General features: G+C 69.8%; 19 protein-coding genes. 12 read left to right on the top strand and 7 right to left on the bottom strand.

The window, feature by feature from the left end; genetic code table 11:
• Positions 1-72 precede the first annotated feature (72 nt).
• Genes ASE34_RS16730 through ASE34_RS18050 form a run of 5 tightly spaced genes read left to right on the top strand, consistent with a single transcriptional unit; the run spans position 73 to position 2,622 of the window.
• On the top strand, positions 73-375 hold the full coding sequence (locus tag ASE34_RS16730) for a hypothetical protein (RefSeq protein ID WP_056280406.1): 303 nt from the start codon (positions 73-75) through the stop codon (positions 373-375).
• Between the two features lie 14 nt (positions 376-389).
• Complete coding sequence (locus ASE34_RS16725; protein ID WP_056280404.1) at positions 390-1,022, top strand: metal-dependent transcriptional regulator; 633 nt, start codon at positions 390-392, stop codon at positions 1,020-1,022.
• Between the two features lie 55 nt (positions 1,023-1,077).
• On the top strand, positions 1,078-1,887 hold the full coding sequence (locus tag ASE34_RS16720; protein ID WP_053098019.1) for an HAD-IIA family hydrolase: 810 nt from the start codon (positions 1,078-1,080) through the stop codon (positions 1,885-1,887).
• 1 nt (position 1,888) lies between these two features.
• Positions 1,889-2,458, top strand: a complete 570-nt coding sequence (locus ASE34_RS16715) for a YdeI/OmpD-associated family protein (RefSeq protein ID WP_056280401.1) — start codon at positions 1,889-1,891, stop codon at positions 2,456-2,458.
• Positions 2,455-2,622, top strand: a complete 168-nt coding sequence (locus ASE34_RS18050; RefSeq protein ID WP_171821950.1) for a hypothetical protein — start codon at positions 2,455-2,457, stop codon at positions 2,620-2,622. Before ASE34_RS16715 ends, ASE34_RS18050 begins: the two co-directional genes overlap by 4 nt.
• A 17-nt stretch (positions 2,623-2,639) precedes the next feature.
• Here the strand turns inward: ASE34_RS18050 and ASE34_RS16710 are convergent, their stop codons facing one another.
• Positions 2,640-3,797, bottom strand: coding sequence for an anhydro-N-acetylmuramic acid kinase (locus ASE34_RS16710; protein WP_056280398.1), 1,158 nt, complete (start codon positions 3,795-3,797; stop codon positions 2,640-2,642).
• A gap of 201 nt (positions 3,798-3,998) precedes the next feature.
• Here ASE34_RS16710 and ASE34_RS16705 point away from each other — a divergent pair, with 201 nt between their 5' ends.
• A complete protein-coding gene (locus ASE34_RS16705; protein WP_235567524.1) occupies positions 3,999-4,283 on the top strand; it encodes a hypothetical protein in 285 nt (94 codons plus the stop codon).
• Between the two features lie 19 nt (positions 4,284-4,302).
• On the opposite strand, the gene ASE34_RS16700 is transcribed toward ASE34_RS16705, so the two are convergent.
• Positions 4,303-5,205 carry an ROK family protein gene (locus ASE34_RS16700; protein ID WP_056280396.1) on the bottom strand — a complete coding sequence of 301 codons (903 nt, stop codon included), beginning with the start codon at positions 5,203-5,205 and terminating at the stop codon, positions 4,303-4,305.
• On the bottom strand, positions 5,202-5,762 hold the full coding sequence (gene pyrE, locus ASE34_RS16695; protein ID WP_056280392.1) for an orotate phosphoribosyltransferase: 561 nt from the start codon (positions 5,760-5,762) through the stop codon (positions 5,202-5,204). Before pyrE ends, ASE34_RS16700 begins: the two co-directional genes overlap by 4 nt.
• 37 nt (positions 5,763-5,799) lie before the next feature.
• On the opposite strand from pyrE, the gene ASE34_RS16690 reads away from it, so the two are divergent.
• Together ASE34_RS16690 and ASE34_RS16685 are read left to right on the top strand one after the other, a co-directional pair.
• On the top strand, positions 5,800-6,645 hold the full coding sequence (locus tag ASE34_RS16690) for an exodeoxyribonuclease III (RefSeq protein ID WP_056280390.1): 846 nt from the start codon (positions 5,800-5,802) through the stop codon (positions 6,643-6,645).
• Between the two features lie 4 nt (positions 6,646-6,649).
• Positions 6,650-7,465 carry a Cof-type HAD-IIB family hydrolase gene (locus ASE34_RS16685; protein WP_056280388.1) on the top strand — a complete coding sequence of 272 codons (816 nt, stop codon included), beginning with the start codon at positions 6,650-6,652 and terminating at the stop codon, positions 7,463-7,465.
• 158 nt (positions 7,466-7,623) lie between these two features.
• Here the strand turns inward: ASE34_RS16685 and ASE34_RS16680 are convergent, their stop codons facing one another.
• From ASE34_RS16680 to ASE34_RS16665, 4 genes are read right to left on the bottom strand one after another with little or no spacing between them, the layout of a single operon-like run.
• Positions 7,624-8,250: a dihydrofolate reductase family protein gene (locus ASE34_RS16680; protein WP_056280385.1), complete on the bottom strand. Its 627-nt coding sequence runs from the start codon at positions 8,248-8,250 to the stop codon at positions 7,624-7,626.
• Positions 8,251-8,284: 34 nt separating this feature from the next.
• A complete protein-coding gene (locus tag ASE34_RS16675; RefSeq protein WP_056280383.1) occupies positions 8,285-8,596 on the bottom strand; it encodes a winged helix-turn-helix transcriptional regulator in 312 nt (103 codons plus the stop codon).
• Positions 8,593-8,997, bottom strand: coding sequence for a VOC family protein (locus tag ASE34_RS16670; protein ID WP_053098028.1), 405 nt, complete (start codon positions 8,995-8,997; stop codon positions 8,593-8,595). The genes ASE34_RS16675 and ASE34_RS16670 overlap by 4 nt, the downstream gene beginning before the upstream one ends.
• A gap of 31 nt (positions 8,998-9,028) precedes the next feature.
• Complete coding sequence (locus ASE34_RS16665) at positions 9,029-10,207, bottom strand: MFS transporter (RefSeq protein ID WP_056280661.1); 1,179 nt, start codon at positions 10,205-10,207, stop codon at positions 9,029-9,031.
• Positions 10,208-10,310: 103 nt separating this feature from the next.
• On the opposite strand from ASE34_RS16665, the gene ASE34_RS16660 reads away from it, so the two are divergent.
• From ASE34_RS16660 to ASE34_RS16645, 4 genes are read left to right on the top strand one after another with little or no spacing between them, the layout of a single operon-like run.
• The gene (locus ASE34_RS16660) at positions 10,311-11,600 is read left to right on the top strand and encodes a sensor histidine kinase (protein WP_056280380.1); all 1,290 of its coding nucleotides are present in this window, start codon (positions 10,311-10,313) and stop codon (positions 11,598-11,600) included.
• Positions 11,597-12,295 carry a response regulator gene (locus ASE34_RS16655; RefSeq protein ID WP_056280377.1) on the top strand — a complete coding sequence of 233 codons (699 nt, stop codon included), beginning with the start codon at positions 11,597-11,599 and terminating at the stop codon, positions 12,293-12,295. The genes ASE34_RS16660 and ASE34_RS16655 overlap by 4 nt, the downstream gene beginning before the upstream one ends.
• Before the next feature lie 26 nt (positions 12,296-12,321).
• Positions 12,322-13,494: a benzoate/H(+) symporter BenE family transporter gene (locus tag ASE34_RS16650; protein WP_053098031.1), complete on the top strand. Its 1,173-nt coding sequence runs from the start codon at positions 12,322-12,324 to the stop codon at positions 13,492-13,494.
• A gap of 34 nt (positions 13,495-13,528) precedes the next feature.
• Positions 13,529-14,746: a hypothetical protein gene (locus tag ASE34_RS16645; protein WP_235567523.1), complete on the top strand. Its 1,218-nt coding sequence runs from the start codon at positions 13,529-13,531 to the stop codon at positions 14,744-14,746.
• Positions 14,747-14,782 lie beyond the last annotated feature (36 nt).

The raw sequence follows: 14,782 nt of genomic DNA, 5'->3' as shown, positions 1-14,782 counted from the left end.
TCAAGGAATCGGGCCCGATTGACACGATTCACAGCGTCCACGGCGCCCTCGCCAGGCGATTAGGCTCGAAGGATGTCTGCCGAACCCGCGCGCCGCACCGTCCGCATCCTCACGTGGACCGGCATCGCGACCGGCGTGATCGGAGGCCTCCTCGTCGCCTTCCCGACCGTGCTTCCGTTCGGCGGCCCGTGGGTGCAGCTGGCGCTGGGCATCGCGACGCTGGTACTGGCCTTCCGCGCCCGCAAGATCGGCATCGCCGAAATCCAGGGGTTCGACGGCCGCCTCTCGCTCTTCGCCGCTCTGCTCGGCTTCCTCATCGTGTTCTTCGCCGGCCAGGTCGCCTTCGGCATCCTCGTCGACGTCGCGAACCCCTGATCTAGGCTGGACGAGTGGCATCCCCCGCAGCAGACGACTACCTGAAGACCGTCTACGCGCACACCGAGTGGCAGGACGCGCCGATCACCCCGTCGGTGCTCGCGGCGAAGCTCGGCATCGCTCCGTCTTCGGTGACCGAGATGGTCAAGAAGCTCGCCGCCGCGGGCCTCGTCTCGCACGTGCCCTACGGTGCGGTTCGGCTGACCGATGCCGGCACGCAGCGCGCCCTGGCCATGGTGCGACGCCACCGCCTGATCGAGACCTGGCTGGTGCAGGAGTTCGGCTACGGCTGGGACGAGGTGCACGACGAGGCCGAAGTGCTCGAGCACACGATCAGCGACCGCCTTCTCGAGGGCATCGACGCACGCCTCGGCCGGCCACGATTCGACCCGCACGGCGACGCGATCCCGGATGCCGCGGGCGTCGTCGAACGCGAGCCCTTCATCCTTCTCGCCGACGCGCCGGTGGGTCACGTCGGCCGCGTGCTGCGCGTCGACGACCGCGACCCCGAGCTGCTGCGCGCCCTCGAGGCGGCTGGCGTCGCCGTCGCGGCGAGCATCACGACCACGGACCAGGGCATCGAGCTCGACGGCGTCGAGACCACGCTTCCTGACGGCGCCGCAGAGGTGGTCTGGCTCAGCGCCTGACAGCCTCGCCACAACCTGACACCTGCCCGTAATCGCCGCCCCATAAGCTGTGCACATGGCACACCGCGACAACATCGAATGCTGGCTGACCGACATGGACGGCGTGCTCGTGCATGAGAACGACGCCATTCCCGGCGCGTCCGAGCTGCTCGCCGGGTGGGAGCAGAACGACATCCCGTACCTCGTGCTGACGAACAACTCGATCTTCACGGCACGAGACCTGTCGGCCCGCCTCCGCGCCAGCGGACTCGTCGTGCCCGAGGAACGGATCTGGACCTCGGCGCTGGCCACCGCGGACTTCCTCGCGCAGCAGCTGCCGGGCGGTTCAGCTTTCGTGATCGGCGAGGCGGGCATCCTCACGGCCCTGCACGAGGCCGGGTTCATCATGACCGAGACGAATCCCGACTTCGTGGTCGTCGGCGAGACTCGCAACTACTCGTTCGAGGCGATCACCAAGGCGATCCGACTCATCATCAAGGGCGCGCGCTTCATCGTGACGAACCCCGATGCGACGGGCCCCTCGGCCGACGGAGTCATGCCGGCGACCGGCGCGATCGCGGCGCTCATCACCAAGGCGACGGGCAAGGAGCCGTATGTCGTCGGCAAGCCGAATCCGATGATGTTCCGCTCGGCGCTCAACAAGATCGGCGCGCACTCGAAGAAGACCGGCATGATCGGCGACCGGATGGACACCGACATCATCGCCGGCATCGAGGCGGGGCTGCACACCGTGCTCGTGATGACCGGCATCAGCGACGAGGCCGAGGTCGAGAAGTATCCGTTCCGACCCGACGAGATCGTCGACTCGGTCGCCGACCTGCTGCCCACCGTCACCGAGTCGATTCCGACGCTCGACGAGGACTGACGTGGGCGCGCTCGACGAAGGAGAGCGGGTCGTCGCAGCGGATGCGGCCGCCTGGCGCGCCTGGCTCGAGGAGCATCATGAGCGCATCGCGGGAGTCTGGCTGCTGAGCGTTCGCGGCAACCGGGCCGGAGGTGTCGGATACGACGATGCCGTGCGTCAGGCTCTGTGCTTCGGATGGATCGACGGTCCGGTGCGCACCTTCGACGACAAGACGGTGGGCCAGTGGTTCTCACCCCGACGACGCGGCAGCGGATGGGCAGCGACGAACAAGGCGAGACTGATCGACCTCGAGGCCGCCGGACAGCTCGCACCGGCCGGCATCCGGGTGCTCGAGTCCGCGAAGGCGGACGGGTCGTGGACCTTGCTCGACGGCCCGGAAGCCGGGATCGAGCCGCCCGAACTGACGGAGGCGCTGGATGCCGTGCCCGCCGCGCGGGCCCACTGGGACGCCTTTCCGAAGTCGGTCAAGAAGTTCGGCCTGACGCACATCGCGATGGCGAAGCGTGCCGAGACGCGGTCCGCTCGGATCGCCAAGATCGTGGCGGATGCCGCGGAGGGGAAACGCCCATGAACCAGTCCGACCTGCTGTTCCTGGTGATCTTCCTGATCCTCCTCAGCACGCTGACCGTGTGGGTGGTGCAGTTCTTCCGCTCACGACGTCGTGGAGGCGGCGGGGGCGATGGGCGCGCCGGCTGGTGGGAAGGCCCCTGGGACGACGACGACCGCAAGCGCTGAGCGCCCCCATCCTTCGATCAGCGCAGCGTCAGGCTGCGCACTCCATCCACGGGCTCCGGCATCCGCAGCGGACCCGCACCGGGTGTGATGGTGCCGAGGATTCGGGCTTCCCGCGCTCCGGTGCCGCCGGGCGTCACGGCCGCGACGCCATGCAACGTGCACCATCCGATCAGCGCGAACAGGATCGCCTCCTTGCTGTCGACCGGGGCGCCGAGCTCGTCGGCGAGCACCACCTCGATGTCGGGGAGCGCCTCACGCAGACCCTGCATGATGAGCGGGTTGTGGCACCCGCCACCCGAGACAGCCAGGAAGCGGATGCCGGCGGTGCGGATGTCGTGTGCGACGGTGCGGACCGTGAGCTCGGTGAGCGTGCGGATCAGGTCGGCCGGCGCGATGCCGGGTCGCATGCGGTCGACGTGCGCACGCACATAGTCGAGGTGAAAATGCTCCTTGCCCGTGCTCTTGGGCGCGGGCAGGGCGTAGTACGGGTCGGCGAGCAGCTCGGCGAGCAGCACGTCGTCGACGGTGCCGGTGCGAGCGATCGCGGCATCCGCGTCGTAGCCTCGGTCGTTCAGCCCCTCGGCGACGACCACCGCGTCGACCAGTGCATTCGCCGGGCCGATGTCGTAGGCCGACAGACCGTCGGGACCGACCACGGTCACGTTCGCGATGCCGCCGAGGTTCACCGCCGCCGAGACTCCCGCCCGACCGCGCAGCAGCAGTTCGTCGAGGAACGACACGAGAGGTGCACCGTGGCCGCCCGCAGTGATGTCACGGATGCGCACGTCCGACACCACGGGTGCGCCGACCCGCTCGGCGATCCACGCCGGCTGCCCGATCTGCAGGGTGCCGAGCGCGTGGCCGTCGGCGACCCAGTGGAAGACGGTCTGGCCGTGCGTGCACACGGCATCCACTCCCCCGACGACGTCGGATGCCGTGGCGGCGACCTCGGCGAAGGCCTGGCCGATCAGGGTGTCGAGCTCGCAGACCTCGGCGAACGTCGTGGGCGCCGGAGGCAGCGCCGCGACGAGTCGGGCCCGCAGGTCGGGGGCGTACGGCACGCTGTCTTCGTGCAGCACCGTGCCGCGCAGCGCTCCGTCGCTCTCTGCGAAGTCCACGACCGTGACGTCGATGCCGTCGTGTGAGGTGCCCGAGAGCAGTCCGAGTACGCGCATGCGTGTTCCTTCCGTCGCCTGCTACGAGCGTAGGCCGCTTTTGTTAGGGGGGCGAACGGAAAGCGTCGAACTTTTCTGCACGATCGTCTTCTGGACCGCGTTCTCCCCCGTGCCCGAAGGATGACCCGCACCGCCGTCGGCCCCGGTCGTCGCCCGCGTAGCATTCTGCGAGGCCCCACCCTCCACCCCCAGAATGGGAGCATGTTCGTGTCCGCCGAGATCATCACGATCGTCATCAGCGCCGTCGGCCTCCTGCTGGCTCTGGGCGGCACCATGTTCGCGGGCTTCGCCTGGTGCATCCGTCGATCCGACTCCCTCCGCACCGATCTCGTCGGCGTCGAGACGTCGCTCGGTGCGCGTATCGACGGAGTGGAACAGAGGCTCACGGCACGCATCGACGGCGTCGCCGCCGACGTCACCGAACTCAAGGTCGCGGTGGCCCGACTCGAAGGGCCGCAGCGTCACCTGATCGTCGCGGGGCGCTGATTCCCCGGTGACCGGCAGGTCAGCGTAGGACGAGCGCCGCGGCGCCGATGAGCGGCCCCTCGTCGCCGAGTCCCGAGCGCACGACCCGGGTACGCCGCGAGTACTCGTGCGCGGCACTGGCCGTGAGCGCCTGCTGCACGAGGTCGATGTAGTCGGCGGACACGCGAGAGAACCCGCCGCCGATCGCGACCATGTCGAGGTCGACGAGGGTCGCGGCATCCGCGAGCGCTTCTCCGACCGCCTTCGCCGACCGCTCGATGGCCGCGCGGGCGACGGCGTCGCCCGCGGCGGCATCCCGAGCCAGGTCCTCACCGGTGGCTCCGGTCCAGCCCTGTTGCTGAGCCCAGGCGGCGCTCGCGGGCCCCGAGGCGATCTCCTCGAGGGTGAGCCCGCCTTCGCGACGCACCTGTCCGAGATGCCCGGCATTGCCGGTGGCTCCGGGAATGTACGCGCCGTTGACGACGAACCCTCCGCCGACGCCGGTCGAGACGACGATCGACAGCGAGGCGCCGGCATCCTGCGTGGCGCCGAGCCAGGATTCCGCCAGGGCGAGCGCGCCACCGTCATGGCCGAGGACGGTCGGAACCTCGCGGCCGAGCGCAGCGGATGCCGCCGAGCGCACCGACTCCGCAAGACCGAAGCCCCGCGCGAGCGGCATGTTCACCGGCATGATCGCTCCGGCGGCACGGTCGATGGGTCCGGCGCTTCCGGCACCGGCGCCCACGAGGTCGGCATCCGCCGGCACAGCGGCCAGAGCGTGGGTCACGATCGAGATCACCGCGTCGTTCAGCGACTCGAGCGTCGCCTGGCGCCCGGTCGCCTGTCGCGAGCGGCTGCCGCCGACGAGCACACCGTGCTCGTCCACGAGCGCGGCCTCCATCTTGGTGCCGCCGACGTCGACGGCCAGCGCGTAGCGGGTCACTGGGGGTCGAGTCCGAGGTCGTCGAGGTCGAAGGCGGCACGCCATTCGAGGCCCTCGGCTTCGATCGCGGCCTGGGCGCCCGTCTTGCGGTCGACGATCACGGCGACAGCGACGATCTCGGCCCCTTCCTTGCGCAGCGCCTCGACGGCCTTGAGCGCGGACTGCCCGGTGGTCGAGGTGTCTTCGAGCACGACGACGCGCTTGCCGGCGACGTCTGCACCCTCGATCTGGCGACCGCGGCCGTGGTCCTTCGGCTCCTTGCGCACGACGAACGCGTCGAGCGGCTTGTCGGCGGCGACCGAGGCGTGCAGCACCGCGTTCGCGATGGGGTCGGCGCCGAGGGTCAGGCCGCCGACCGCCACGACGTCGAGGTCGCCGATGAGGTCGAGCATTACTCGACCGATCGCCGGTGCCGCGCGGTGGTCGAGGGTGAGCTTGCGCATGTCGACGTAGTACGTCGCCTTCTTGCCGCTCGAGAGCGTGAAGTCTCCGTGGAACACCGCCTCGTCCTTGATCAGGTCGAGAAGGGTCTGGCGGTCTGCGTCGAGTGCGGTCACGGCATCCAGTGTAGGAGGCAAGGCCTAGGCTTGACGCATGCGCTTGGCCACCTGGAACGTCAACTCCATCCGCACCCGTGTCACCCGCACCGTCGAGTTCGCCGTCCGAGAGGACATCGACGTGCTGGCGATGCAGGAGATCAAGTGCAAACCCGAGCAGTTCCCCTACGGGCCGTTCGAAGAGGCCGGCTACCACGTCGAGGTCCACGGCCTGAATCAATGGAACGGCGTCGCGATCGCCAGCCGCCTGCCGATCACCGACGTCCGCACGTCTTTCGACGGCATGCCGGGCTTCGCCAAGGGACACGAGGGACCGGATGCACCGCTCGAAGCACGTGCGATCGGCGTGCTCGTCGACGGTGTGCGCGTGTGGAGCCTGTACGTGCCGAACGGCCGCTCGCTCGACGACCCGCACTACGCCTACAAGCTGCACTGGCTCGAGGAGTTGAAGAAGTCCACGGCGGCAGAGCTCTCGGCGAACCCCGAACTGCCGCTCGCTCTGGTGGGCGACTTCAACATCATCCCGTTCGACGCCGACAACGGCGACCCCGACATCGTCGAGGGCGTCTCGACGCACGTCTCGCCGCAGGAGCGTCAGGCCTTCTTCGCGCTCGCCGACGCGGGTCTGACCGACGTCGTCCGCCCACTGCTTCCCGAGGGCTACACCTACTGGGACTACCAGCGTCTGAAGTTCCCTCGCAACGAGGGCATCCGCATCGACTTCATCCTCGGCTCGAAGACACTCGCCGAGGCGGTCACCGGAGCGTCGATCCACCGCGAAGAGCGCAAGGGCGAGCAGCCCAGTGACCACGTCCCCGTGGTCGTCGAGTTCGACCTCGGCGGGGCCGAGGAAGACGACGACCTGCCGATGATCTTCTCCTGAGACTGTGACCGTCCGCCTGATCGCGACCGATCTCGACGGGACACTGCTCGACTCCTCGTCATCGGTCACGCGGCGCACCCGCGCGGCCCTCGATGCCGCGCGCGCCCGTGGCGTCCACGTCGTCCCGGTGACCGCTCGCCAGCCGATAGGTCTACGCGCGCTCGCGGACGGCGCGGGCTTCGACGGCTGGGCGCTGTGCAGCAACGGCGCCTACGCGACGCATCTCGTCGATGGACGGATGCTGTTCGCGGAAGAGCTTCCGGCAGAGACGATCCGCACCCTGGCCGAGGCGCTGCGCGCCAGCATCCCCGGACTGCTGTTCGCGAGCGTGCGTGAGGGCGGCGAGACGTTCGTCGCGCAGCACGGCTATGCCGAGATCGCCGATCTCGCCGACCACAAGCGCGATCCACGCACGATGGGCGGCGTCGAACTCGATCATGTGCTGGCCGCACCCAGCCTCAAGCTCGTGATCCGGCACCCAGAACTCACCCCGACGGCGTTGTTCGACGCGCTGCGCGACCTCGGGCTGACCGGTTTCGAGGCGACGCTCTCAGGCGCCCCGTTCGTCGAGGTCATGGCCGAGGGCGTGACCAAAGCCACCGGGCTCGCGCGCCTCTGCGAGCACCTCGAGATCGACCGCCGCGATGTGATCGCTTTCGGCGACGCCCTCAACGACGTCGAGATGCTGCGCTGGGCCGGCCACGGTGTGGCGATGGCCGGCGCGACGGACGTCGTGCAGGACGCCGCGGATGAGACGACCACCTCGAACGACGACGACGGGGTGGCGAGGGTGATCGAGCGGGTGCTCGGCGCCCGCTGAGCCAGCGGACAGTGAGAACCCGGCGCCTTTCGCCGCGGCACCGGGTCCTCGTCGTCAACGCCGTCAGCTGCGCACCCGCCGACGACGCACGAGTGGCCACGTTGAGTTGAAGCTATCGGATCGCCACGCAGGAGGAAAGAAGCGGGCGATATACCGTTTCAGTCCTCGAAGGTGCCGACCTCGGGCACCCGATCCGTCCGTCCGTAGCGCAGCAGCATCACTCCGCTGTCGTCGGCGACCGGCGCCTCGAGCAGTCGCAGCACCGCCGCCTCGGCGCCGTCGTCGAAGACCTTCTTGCCCGTGCCGAGGAGGATCGGATAGACCCACAGGTTGAGCTCGTCGAACAGACCCTCGGCCAGCAGCGAGTGCGCGAGGTCGATGCTGCCGATCACGTGTACCTCGTCGTGCCGCTCGCGCATCGCGGCGATCTCCGCGGCGAGATCGTCTCCGACGCGCTCGCTGCCCTTCCACGACAGATCGAGGTCGGCATCCCGTGTCGCCACATACTTCGGGACCCGATCGAAGAGCCTGCCGATCTCCCCCGACGGACCGTCGGTGTGATGCGGCCAATACGCGGCGAAGATGTCGTACGTGCGGCGCCCGAGCAGCAGCGCATCGAGTCCCTGCATCCCCCGCTGCACCTGGGGCCCCATCCCCGACGACGGATACCCTGCCTGCCAACCGCTGAACTCGAAGCCTCCGGACGGATCCTCGTCGATGCCGCCCGGCCCTTGCGCGACGCCGTCGAGCGTCATGAAGAGGTCGATCAGAATGCGTCCGGTCATCAGAGTGCTCCTTCGCACGAGAGGGCGGCGATGTTCACAGTATGCGCTCGTTCTGCTCGGCGGGTGCCGGCACCTCCGCGCCCCAGCGGCCGAGAGCCTCGATCGCCTCCCGCAATGCGACGCCTCGCTCGGTGAGGGCATAGGCGCGCGTGTTGTGCCGCAGGGGCAGTCGCCGCAGCACTCCGGCCGCTTCGAGCTCGCGCAGACGTGTCGCGAGGATGTTCGTCGGAGCTCCGAGCTCACGCTGCAGATCGCCGTATCTCTGCGGCCCGTCGAGCAGCTTCTCGACGATGAGAAGGGCCCAGCGGGCACCGACGACGTCGAGGGCTGCGGCGAGGTCGCTCACGCGCCCGGATCGGCGTCCGGCTTCATCCAGAACGGCGAGTAGTGATAGCCGTCCGGATCGTCGAACTGGCGCTGATACATGAAGGGGTAGTCGTCGGTGTCGCCGATCCGACCGCCGGCGGCAGCCGCGCGGTCGACGAGCTCGTCGACCGCCTCACGACTGTCGAGGTCGAACGAGACAGTGACCTTCGAGGGGGTGTCAGGGCCGCCGATCACGTCTTCCGTGCCGCCGACGCTCGCATACATCTCGCGACTGCCGAGCATCACGTACTGCTCGGGCGCGATCATGAAGCACGACACATTGTGATCGGACATCTCGGCGTTGAGGGTCCAGCCGAGAGCGGTGTAGAACGCGGTGGCCCGGTCGACGCTCTCGACGGGGCAGGTGATGAAGAGGCTCATGCGCCAACACTTGCAAAATACAAGTGACGCGTCAAGAGCTTCTGCGGTCCCGCCGCAATCCCACCAGCGCGAGCACTCCGGCTCCGGCCGTGAGCGCGGCCACCGCCGCGAGACCGACGCCGGGGACGGATGCCGTCGCCACGGCGCTCGCCACGAGAGGACCACCCGCATCTCCCAGCTCGCGTCCGAGTTCGGCGCTGCCCATCGTGCGGCCCATCCGCTCCGGCGGCGTCGATGCGGCCAGGTGCGAGAACGCGATCGGCGTCGCGACCCCGACGCCGATGCCGACCAGCAGCGCGGTGACGACGAGCGCGGCCGGAGTCTGCGTGACCGCGGCGAGCGCGATGCCGGCCGCGATCAGCGCCAGGCCGCCGACGGCGCCTGTGCGCACCGAGATGCGCCCGCGGTCATGCGCGGCGCCCACGAACGGCTGAGCCACGCTCGACGCGATCGCGAGCACGGTCACGATGGCCATGCTCCAGACGATGTCGAGCCCGGCCTGCCGCCCGAGCAGCGGGAGGAATCCGACGGCGACCGCCAGGGCGCCGGTCGTCGCCGCCAGCACCAGGGTCGGGACGAGGAATCCGGGCGCGATCAGCTCTCGACCGAGATCGACGAGCGTGACTCGCTTGCGGGGCAGCACGGCGACCCGTGGCACCGCTGCAGCGACCCACAGTGCAGCACCGAGACCGAGCACGGCGAGCGCCCAGAACAGCGCGGGCAGGCCGCCCCAGACCACGAGCACGGCGCCGATCAGCGGACCGAGCGCGTAGCCGAGACTCTTCCACGAGCCGTAGCGACCGAAGTACTTCCCGCGGGTGGCATCGTCGGTGAGCCGGGCGACGGCAGCCGACGACGACGGCGAGAAGGCTGATGCCGCCGCCCCCTGCCCGAATCGACCGATGACGAGTCCGAGCATGCCGGGAACCACGGCGCCGACGACCGAGAACGCCGAGAACGCGAGGAGGCCGCCGATGATGACAGGGCGCACGCCCACCCGGTCGCTCAGCGCGCCGAACAGCGGCTTGAGCAGCACCTCGGCGAGGTCGTAGAGCGCGAGGGTGAGCCCGAACGCGAGCAGCGTCCACCCGATGTCCTCGGTCTCCGCGCCCAGCGCCGCCGCGATGCCGTGGGCCCCGAAGGCGGTGGTGAATCCGGCGAGGTAGAGCGGGGCGAGGCGGGGCTTCGCGGTGTGCGGAGTCGAGGTCACGCTCGATTCTCGCAGGATCGCGTGTCTGCACGTCACCACGGCCCCGCCACGATCCCCCGTGCGGGGGATGCCGCCGCATCCGCCCCGGCTCTACGGTAAGAGGATGTCTGCAGCGCCGTTCACCCGCATCCCCAGCGTCCGCGAGCAGCGCAGCGACCTCGTGCTCGCGGCGGTCATGTTCGTGGGCGCCGTCCTCAGCGCCGCTCTCTCGACCGTGGCCGACATCTACGGCGACACCCGGGCAGAACCGTGGACGGCTCTCGTCTACGCGGTCGCGGTCACCGCACCGCTGGCCGTGCGTCGGCGCTGGCCGGCCCCGGTCGCGATCGCCGTGTCGCTGGCATACTTCCTCGCCATCTCGTTCCAGGTGCCCGAGATCTATGTCGGCAACATCGCCATGTTCGTGTCGCTCTATACGGTCGGCGCCTGGATGAACAACCGCCGGGCCGCGATGATCGTGCGCGTCGGCATCATCCTCGGCATGTTCGTCTGGCTGATCATCACGATGTACCGCGAAGCCATCGAAGAGGCGGCGAAGGCCGAGGTCGCGGCGGGACTCCTGTCTCCGTACCTCGCGTTCATGCTCATCCAGCTGCTGCTGAACGTGCTGTACTTCGGCGGCGCCTACTACTTCGGCGAGCGCTCCTGGCACGCCGCACGCGAACGCGCGGTGCTCGAGCAGCGCACGGCCGAACTCGAGCAGGAGCGCGAGGTGACCGCGGCGCAGGCCGTCGCCCTCGACCGCGTGCGCATCGCCCGAGAGCTGCATGACGTGGTCGCCCATCACGTGTCGGTCATGGGCGTGCAGGCGGGCGCCGCTCGTCTCGTGCTCGATCAGGACCCTGCGAAGACCACGAGCATCCTCAGCGGCATCGAGGACTCCGCGCGCGATGCGATCCACGAGCTGCGGCAGTTGCTCGAGACGCTTCGCACACCCGGCGGCGAGACGGCGGATGCCGCGTCGACCGTGACGCTCGACGACATCCGCTCGTTGGTCGACGCGTCGTCGGAGGCGGGACTGCCCACCGACTATGCGGTGATCGGCACCCCGAGGCCCGTGCCCTCGGTCGTGTCCGTGAACCTGTATCGCATCACCCAGGAGTCGCTCACGAATGCTCGGCGTCATGCCGGCGTCGGCGCGACCGCCGATGTGCGCGTGCGCTACGACGATGACGGGGTCGAGGTCGAGATCGTCAACACCGGTCGCGCCGTGGCCGTGCTTCGCCCCGGACTCGGTCAGCTGGGCATGCGCGAGCGCGCCGCGGCATCCGGTGGCACGCTCGACGTCGCTCCTCGCGCGGCGGGAGGTCTGCGGGTGCGGGCTCGAGTTCCGCTGACCGGCGCCGGCGGCGCGCAGGCCGCGTCGCCGATCGAGACGGGTGTCTCCTCATGAGCGGGTCCGACGCACCCATCCGCGTTCTGCTCGTCGACGATCACGCGATGCTGCGAGCCGGATTCCGGACGATCCTCGACACGCAACCCGACATCACGGTGGTCGGCGAGGCGGCGACCGGCGCCGACGCCGTGGCGCAGGCATCCGCTTTGCGCCCCGACGTCATCACGATGGACGTGCAGATGCCCGACATGGACGGCATCGAGGCCACTCGGCGGATCGTCGCCGACCCGGCGGTCGGAGCGGCCATCGCGATCGTCACGACGTTCGATCGCGACGACTACCTCTATCAGGCGCTGGACGCCGGTGCGAGTGGCTTCCTGCTCAAGAACGCCGGCGCCGAGGATCTCATCGCCGCGGTGCGGGCCCTCGCCGCGGGCGACGGGATGCTGGCACCCGAGGTCACACGACGCGTACTGGCTCGGTTCACGACGGCCCCCGGACCGGCGACCGCACCGGCATCCGCCTCCGTGCCGTCGCAGGTCGCAGCGACCGTGCTCGCCGACCCGCTCACCGACCGTGAGGCGGAGGTGCTCGTGCTGCTGGCCGATGCGCGCAGCAACGCCGAGATCGCGAGCGCCCTGTTCATCGGAGAGGCGACGGTGAAGACGCACGTGTCGCGCATCCTGCAGAAGCTCGGCGCGCGCGACCGCGTGCAGGCCGTCGTCCTCGCGCACCGGATGGGATTGGCGTGACCTCGACACGCGATAGCCTCTGACGCATGCCGACCGCCGCGCCCCTCTCCCGACCGATCCTGGCCGGGGTGGTCACCGCGCTGGTCGGGTTCACGAGCTCGTTCGCCGTGGTGCTCACGGGCCTCAGCGCCGTCGGAGCGACCCCCGAGCAGGCCGCCAGCGGGCTGCTCGCGGTCAGCCTCACGATGGGGCTCGCCTGCGTCGTCCTCGCCTGGCGATATCGGATGCCGATCACCGTCGCCTGGTCGACTCCCGGCGCCGCCCTCCTCGCCGCCACCGGAGCAGTCGACGGCGGATGGTCGGCAGCCGTCGGCGCGTTCCTCGTCACGGCCGCGCTCATCCTGCTCACGGCGCTGTGGCCCGCTCTCGGCACCCTGATCGCCCGCATCCCTCCGTCCATCGCGCAGGCCATGCTCGCCGGAGTGCTCCTGCCCCTCTGTCTCGCACCGATCACCGGACTCGTGGCGAATCCGTGGGGCGTGGTTCCCGTGGTGATCACGTGGTTGGTCTTCGCGCGTCTCGCGCCGCGGTGGGCCGTGCCGCTCGCCTTCGTCGCGGCAGCAGTCGTGGTGGCCGTCTCGTTGGTGCAGGAGAGCACGGCAGTGGATGCCGGACTCCTCGTCCCCCGGATCGAGCTGACCGCCCCCACGTTCACGGTCGGCGCTCTGGTCGGGGTGGCGCTGCCGCTGTTCATCGTGACGATGGCCTCGCAGAACGTGCCGGGCATCGCCATCATGCGCAGCTTCGGCTACGAGGTCCCCTGGCGTCCGGCGATGCTCGTCACGGGTGTCGGCACCGCGATCGGCGCGACGGCAGGCGGCCATGCGATCAACCTCGCGGCGATCAGCGCGGCCCTCGCCGCTTCACCCGACGCCGATCCCGACCCACGGCGCCGGTGGGTCGCCGGGGTCTCGACCGGCGTCTCGTACCTCGTGCTCGGCGGTTTCTCGGCAGCGTTCGCCGCACTGGTGCTGCTCGCTCCCGACGCAGTCATCCCGGCTGTGGCGGGGCTCGCGCTGTTCGCCGCCTTCGGGTCGTCGGTGCAGCAGGCGATCGACGACCCCGGCGAGCGCATCCCCGCCGTGGTGACCTTCCTGGTGGCGGCATCCGGCATCGCGGTGCTGGGCGTCAGCGCCGCATTCTGGGCTCTCGTGGCCGGACTCCTCGTGCGCACCGCTCTGCACGCCGGCCGTCGCTGACGCTGCGGAGAAGGCGCTCGGCTACCGTGGACGCGTGACAGTTCCCACGCCTGCTCCTGTGCCGTCGGCCGGTGCTCCCGCCGGGTCCTTCGACGCCCGCGCCCTGCTCGATCCGGTGAATTCCGCCGAGGTCGACGCGTTCGCACGCGCCCAGCGCACCGCTCACCCCACGTCGGCCGCACGGATCATCGCCTGGGTCGGCGTCGGATTCGCGCTGCTCTGCGTCGTTCCCATCTTCGGGATCATGATCCTCGGCCTCGGCTATGCGGTCGGTCAGGAGGCGGGGGTCGCCGTCGCCGCGCTCATCGGGCTCGTGCTTCTCGCCGGCATCGTCGTCGGCGTCGTGATGCTCGTGCGCCGCAGCATCCGCCTGCGCAACATCACTCGCTTCCGCCTCGCGCGATTCGCCCGGGCCAACGCCATGAGCTATCTCGACCGCATCGACGAGCCGCCCCTGCCCGGCATGATCTTCTCGTCGGGCTCGAGTCGGATGTCGACCGACGTGCTGCGCGGCGTGGAGCCGCGTTTCGTCGAGTTCGGCAACTACCAGTACACGACCAGCAACGGCAAGCAGTCGACGACGCATCGCTGGGGATACGTCGCGGTCAAACTCGACGTGCCGCTGCCGAACATCGTGCTCGACGCGCTCGGCAACAACACGCTCGGCAGCACGCTCGCTGGCGCCTTCAGAAGCGACCAGCGCCTCTCGCTCGAGGGCGACTTCGACCGCTACTTCTCGCTCTACTGCCCGACGGGCTATGAGGTCGATGCGCTGTACCTGTTCACCCCCGATGTGATGGCGCGCTTCATCGACCACGCCGCGCAGCTCGACGTCGAGATCGTCGACGACTGGCTGTTCCTCTATGCGCGACGCGATGTCTCGACCCTCGACCCGGCCACCTGGGGGTGGCTGTTCGGAGCCGTCGGGGCGCTTCTCACGAAGCTCGACCAGTGGGCGCGCTGGCGCGATGACCGGCTGCGGCTCACGCAGCATCCGGGATCCCCGGGAGCACTGCAGGGTCCCGGGCAGATTCCAGGGCAGCATCCTGGCCCTTATCCGGGGGCTCCCGCCCTGCCGTTCGCTGCGCCCGCAGGGCTGCTCACTCCCCCGCCGCCGGGCGTCGCCCTGCCCGGCCAGCGCCTCCGGCGACGCAGCCCCTGGCTGATCGTCGGGATCATCGTCGGCGTCATGTTCGTCGTGACCATGGCCCCGTTCGCGCTCGGGATCCTCTCGGTGCTCTTCCTGCGTTGACGCGGGCTCTCCCCCGCACGGCGGACCACCGTCGCC

Source organism: Microbacterium sp. Root280D1, assembly GCF_001428975.1.
Classification (GTDB): Bacteria; Actinomycetota; Actinomycetes; order Actinomycetales; family Microbacteriaceae; genus Microbacterium.
Note: the sequence above shows the minus strand (reverse complement) of the source record. Positions and strands in the feature narration are given on the sequence as shown.

Excerpts from the sequence above, each read along its gene's own strand:
- ASE34_RS16680 (WP_056280385.1), bottom strand. The coding sequence starts at position 8,250 with ATGACCGGACGCATTCTGATCGACCTCTTCATGACGCTCGACGGCGTC.
- ASE34_RS16730 (WP_056280406.1), top strand. The coding sequence starts at position 73 with ATGTCTGCCGAACCCGCGCGCCGCACCGTCCGCATCCTCACGTGGACC.
- ASE34_RS16710 (WP_056280398.1), bottom strand. The coding sequence starts at position 3,797 with ATGCGCGTACTCGGACTGCTCTCGGGCACCTCACACGACGGCATCGAC.
- ASE34_RS16705 (WP_235567524.1), top strand. The coding sequence starts at position 3,999 with ATGTTCGTGTCCGCCGAGATCATCACGATCGTCATCAGCGCCGTCGGC.
- ASE34_RS16650 (WP_053098031.1), top strand. The coding sequence starts at position 12,322 with ATGCCGACCGCCGCGCCCCTCTCCCGACCGATCCTGGCCGGGGTGGTC.
- ASE34_RS16720 (WP_053098019.1), top strand. The coding sequence starts at position 1,078 with ATGGCACACCGCGACAACATCGAATGCTGGCTGACCGACATGGACGGC.
- ASE34_RS16660 (WP_056280380.1), top strand. The coding sequence starts at position 10,311 with ATGTCTGCAGCGCCGTTCACCCGCATCCCCAGCGTCCGCGAGCAGCGC.
- ASE34_RS16670 (WP_053098028.1), bottom strand. The coding sequence starts at position 8,997 with ATGAGCCTCTTCATCACCTGCCCCGTCGAGAGCGTCGACCGGGCCACC.
- ASE34_RS16655 (WP_056280377.1), top strand. The coding sequence starts at position 11,597 with ATGAGCGGGTCCGACGCACCCATCCGCGTTCTGCTCGTCGACGATCAC.
- ASE34_RS16690 (WP_056280390.1), top strand. The coding sequence starts at position 5,800 with ATGCGCTTGGCCACCTGGAACGTCAACTCCATCCGCACCCGTGTCACC.
- ASE34_RS18050 (WP_171821950.1), top strand. The coding sequence starts at position 2,455 with ATGAACCAGTCCGACCTGCTGTTCCTGGTGATCTTCCTGATCCTCCTC.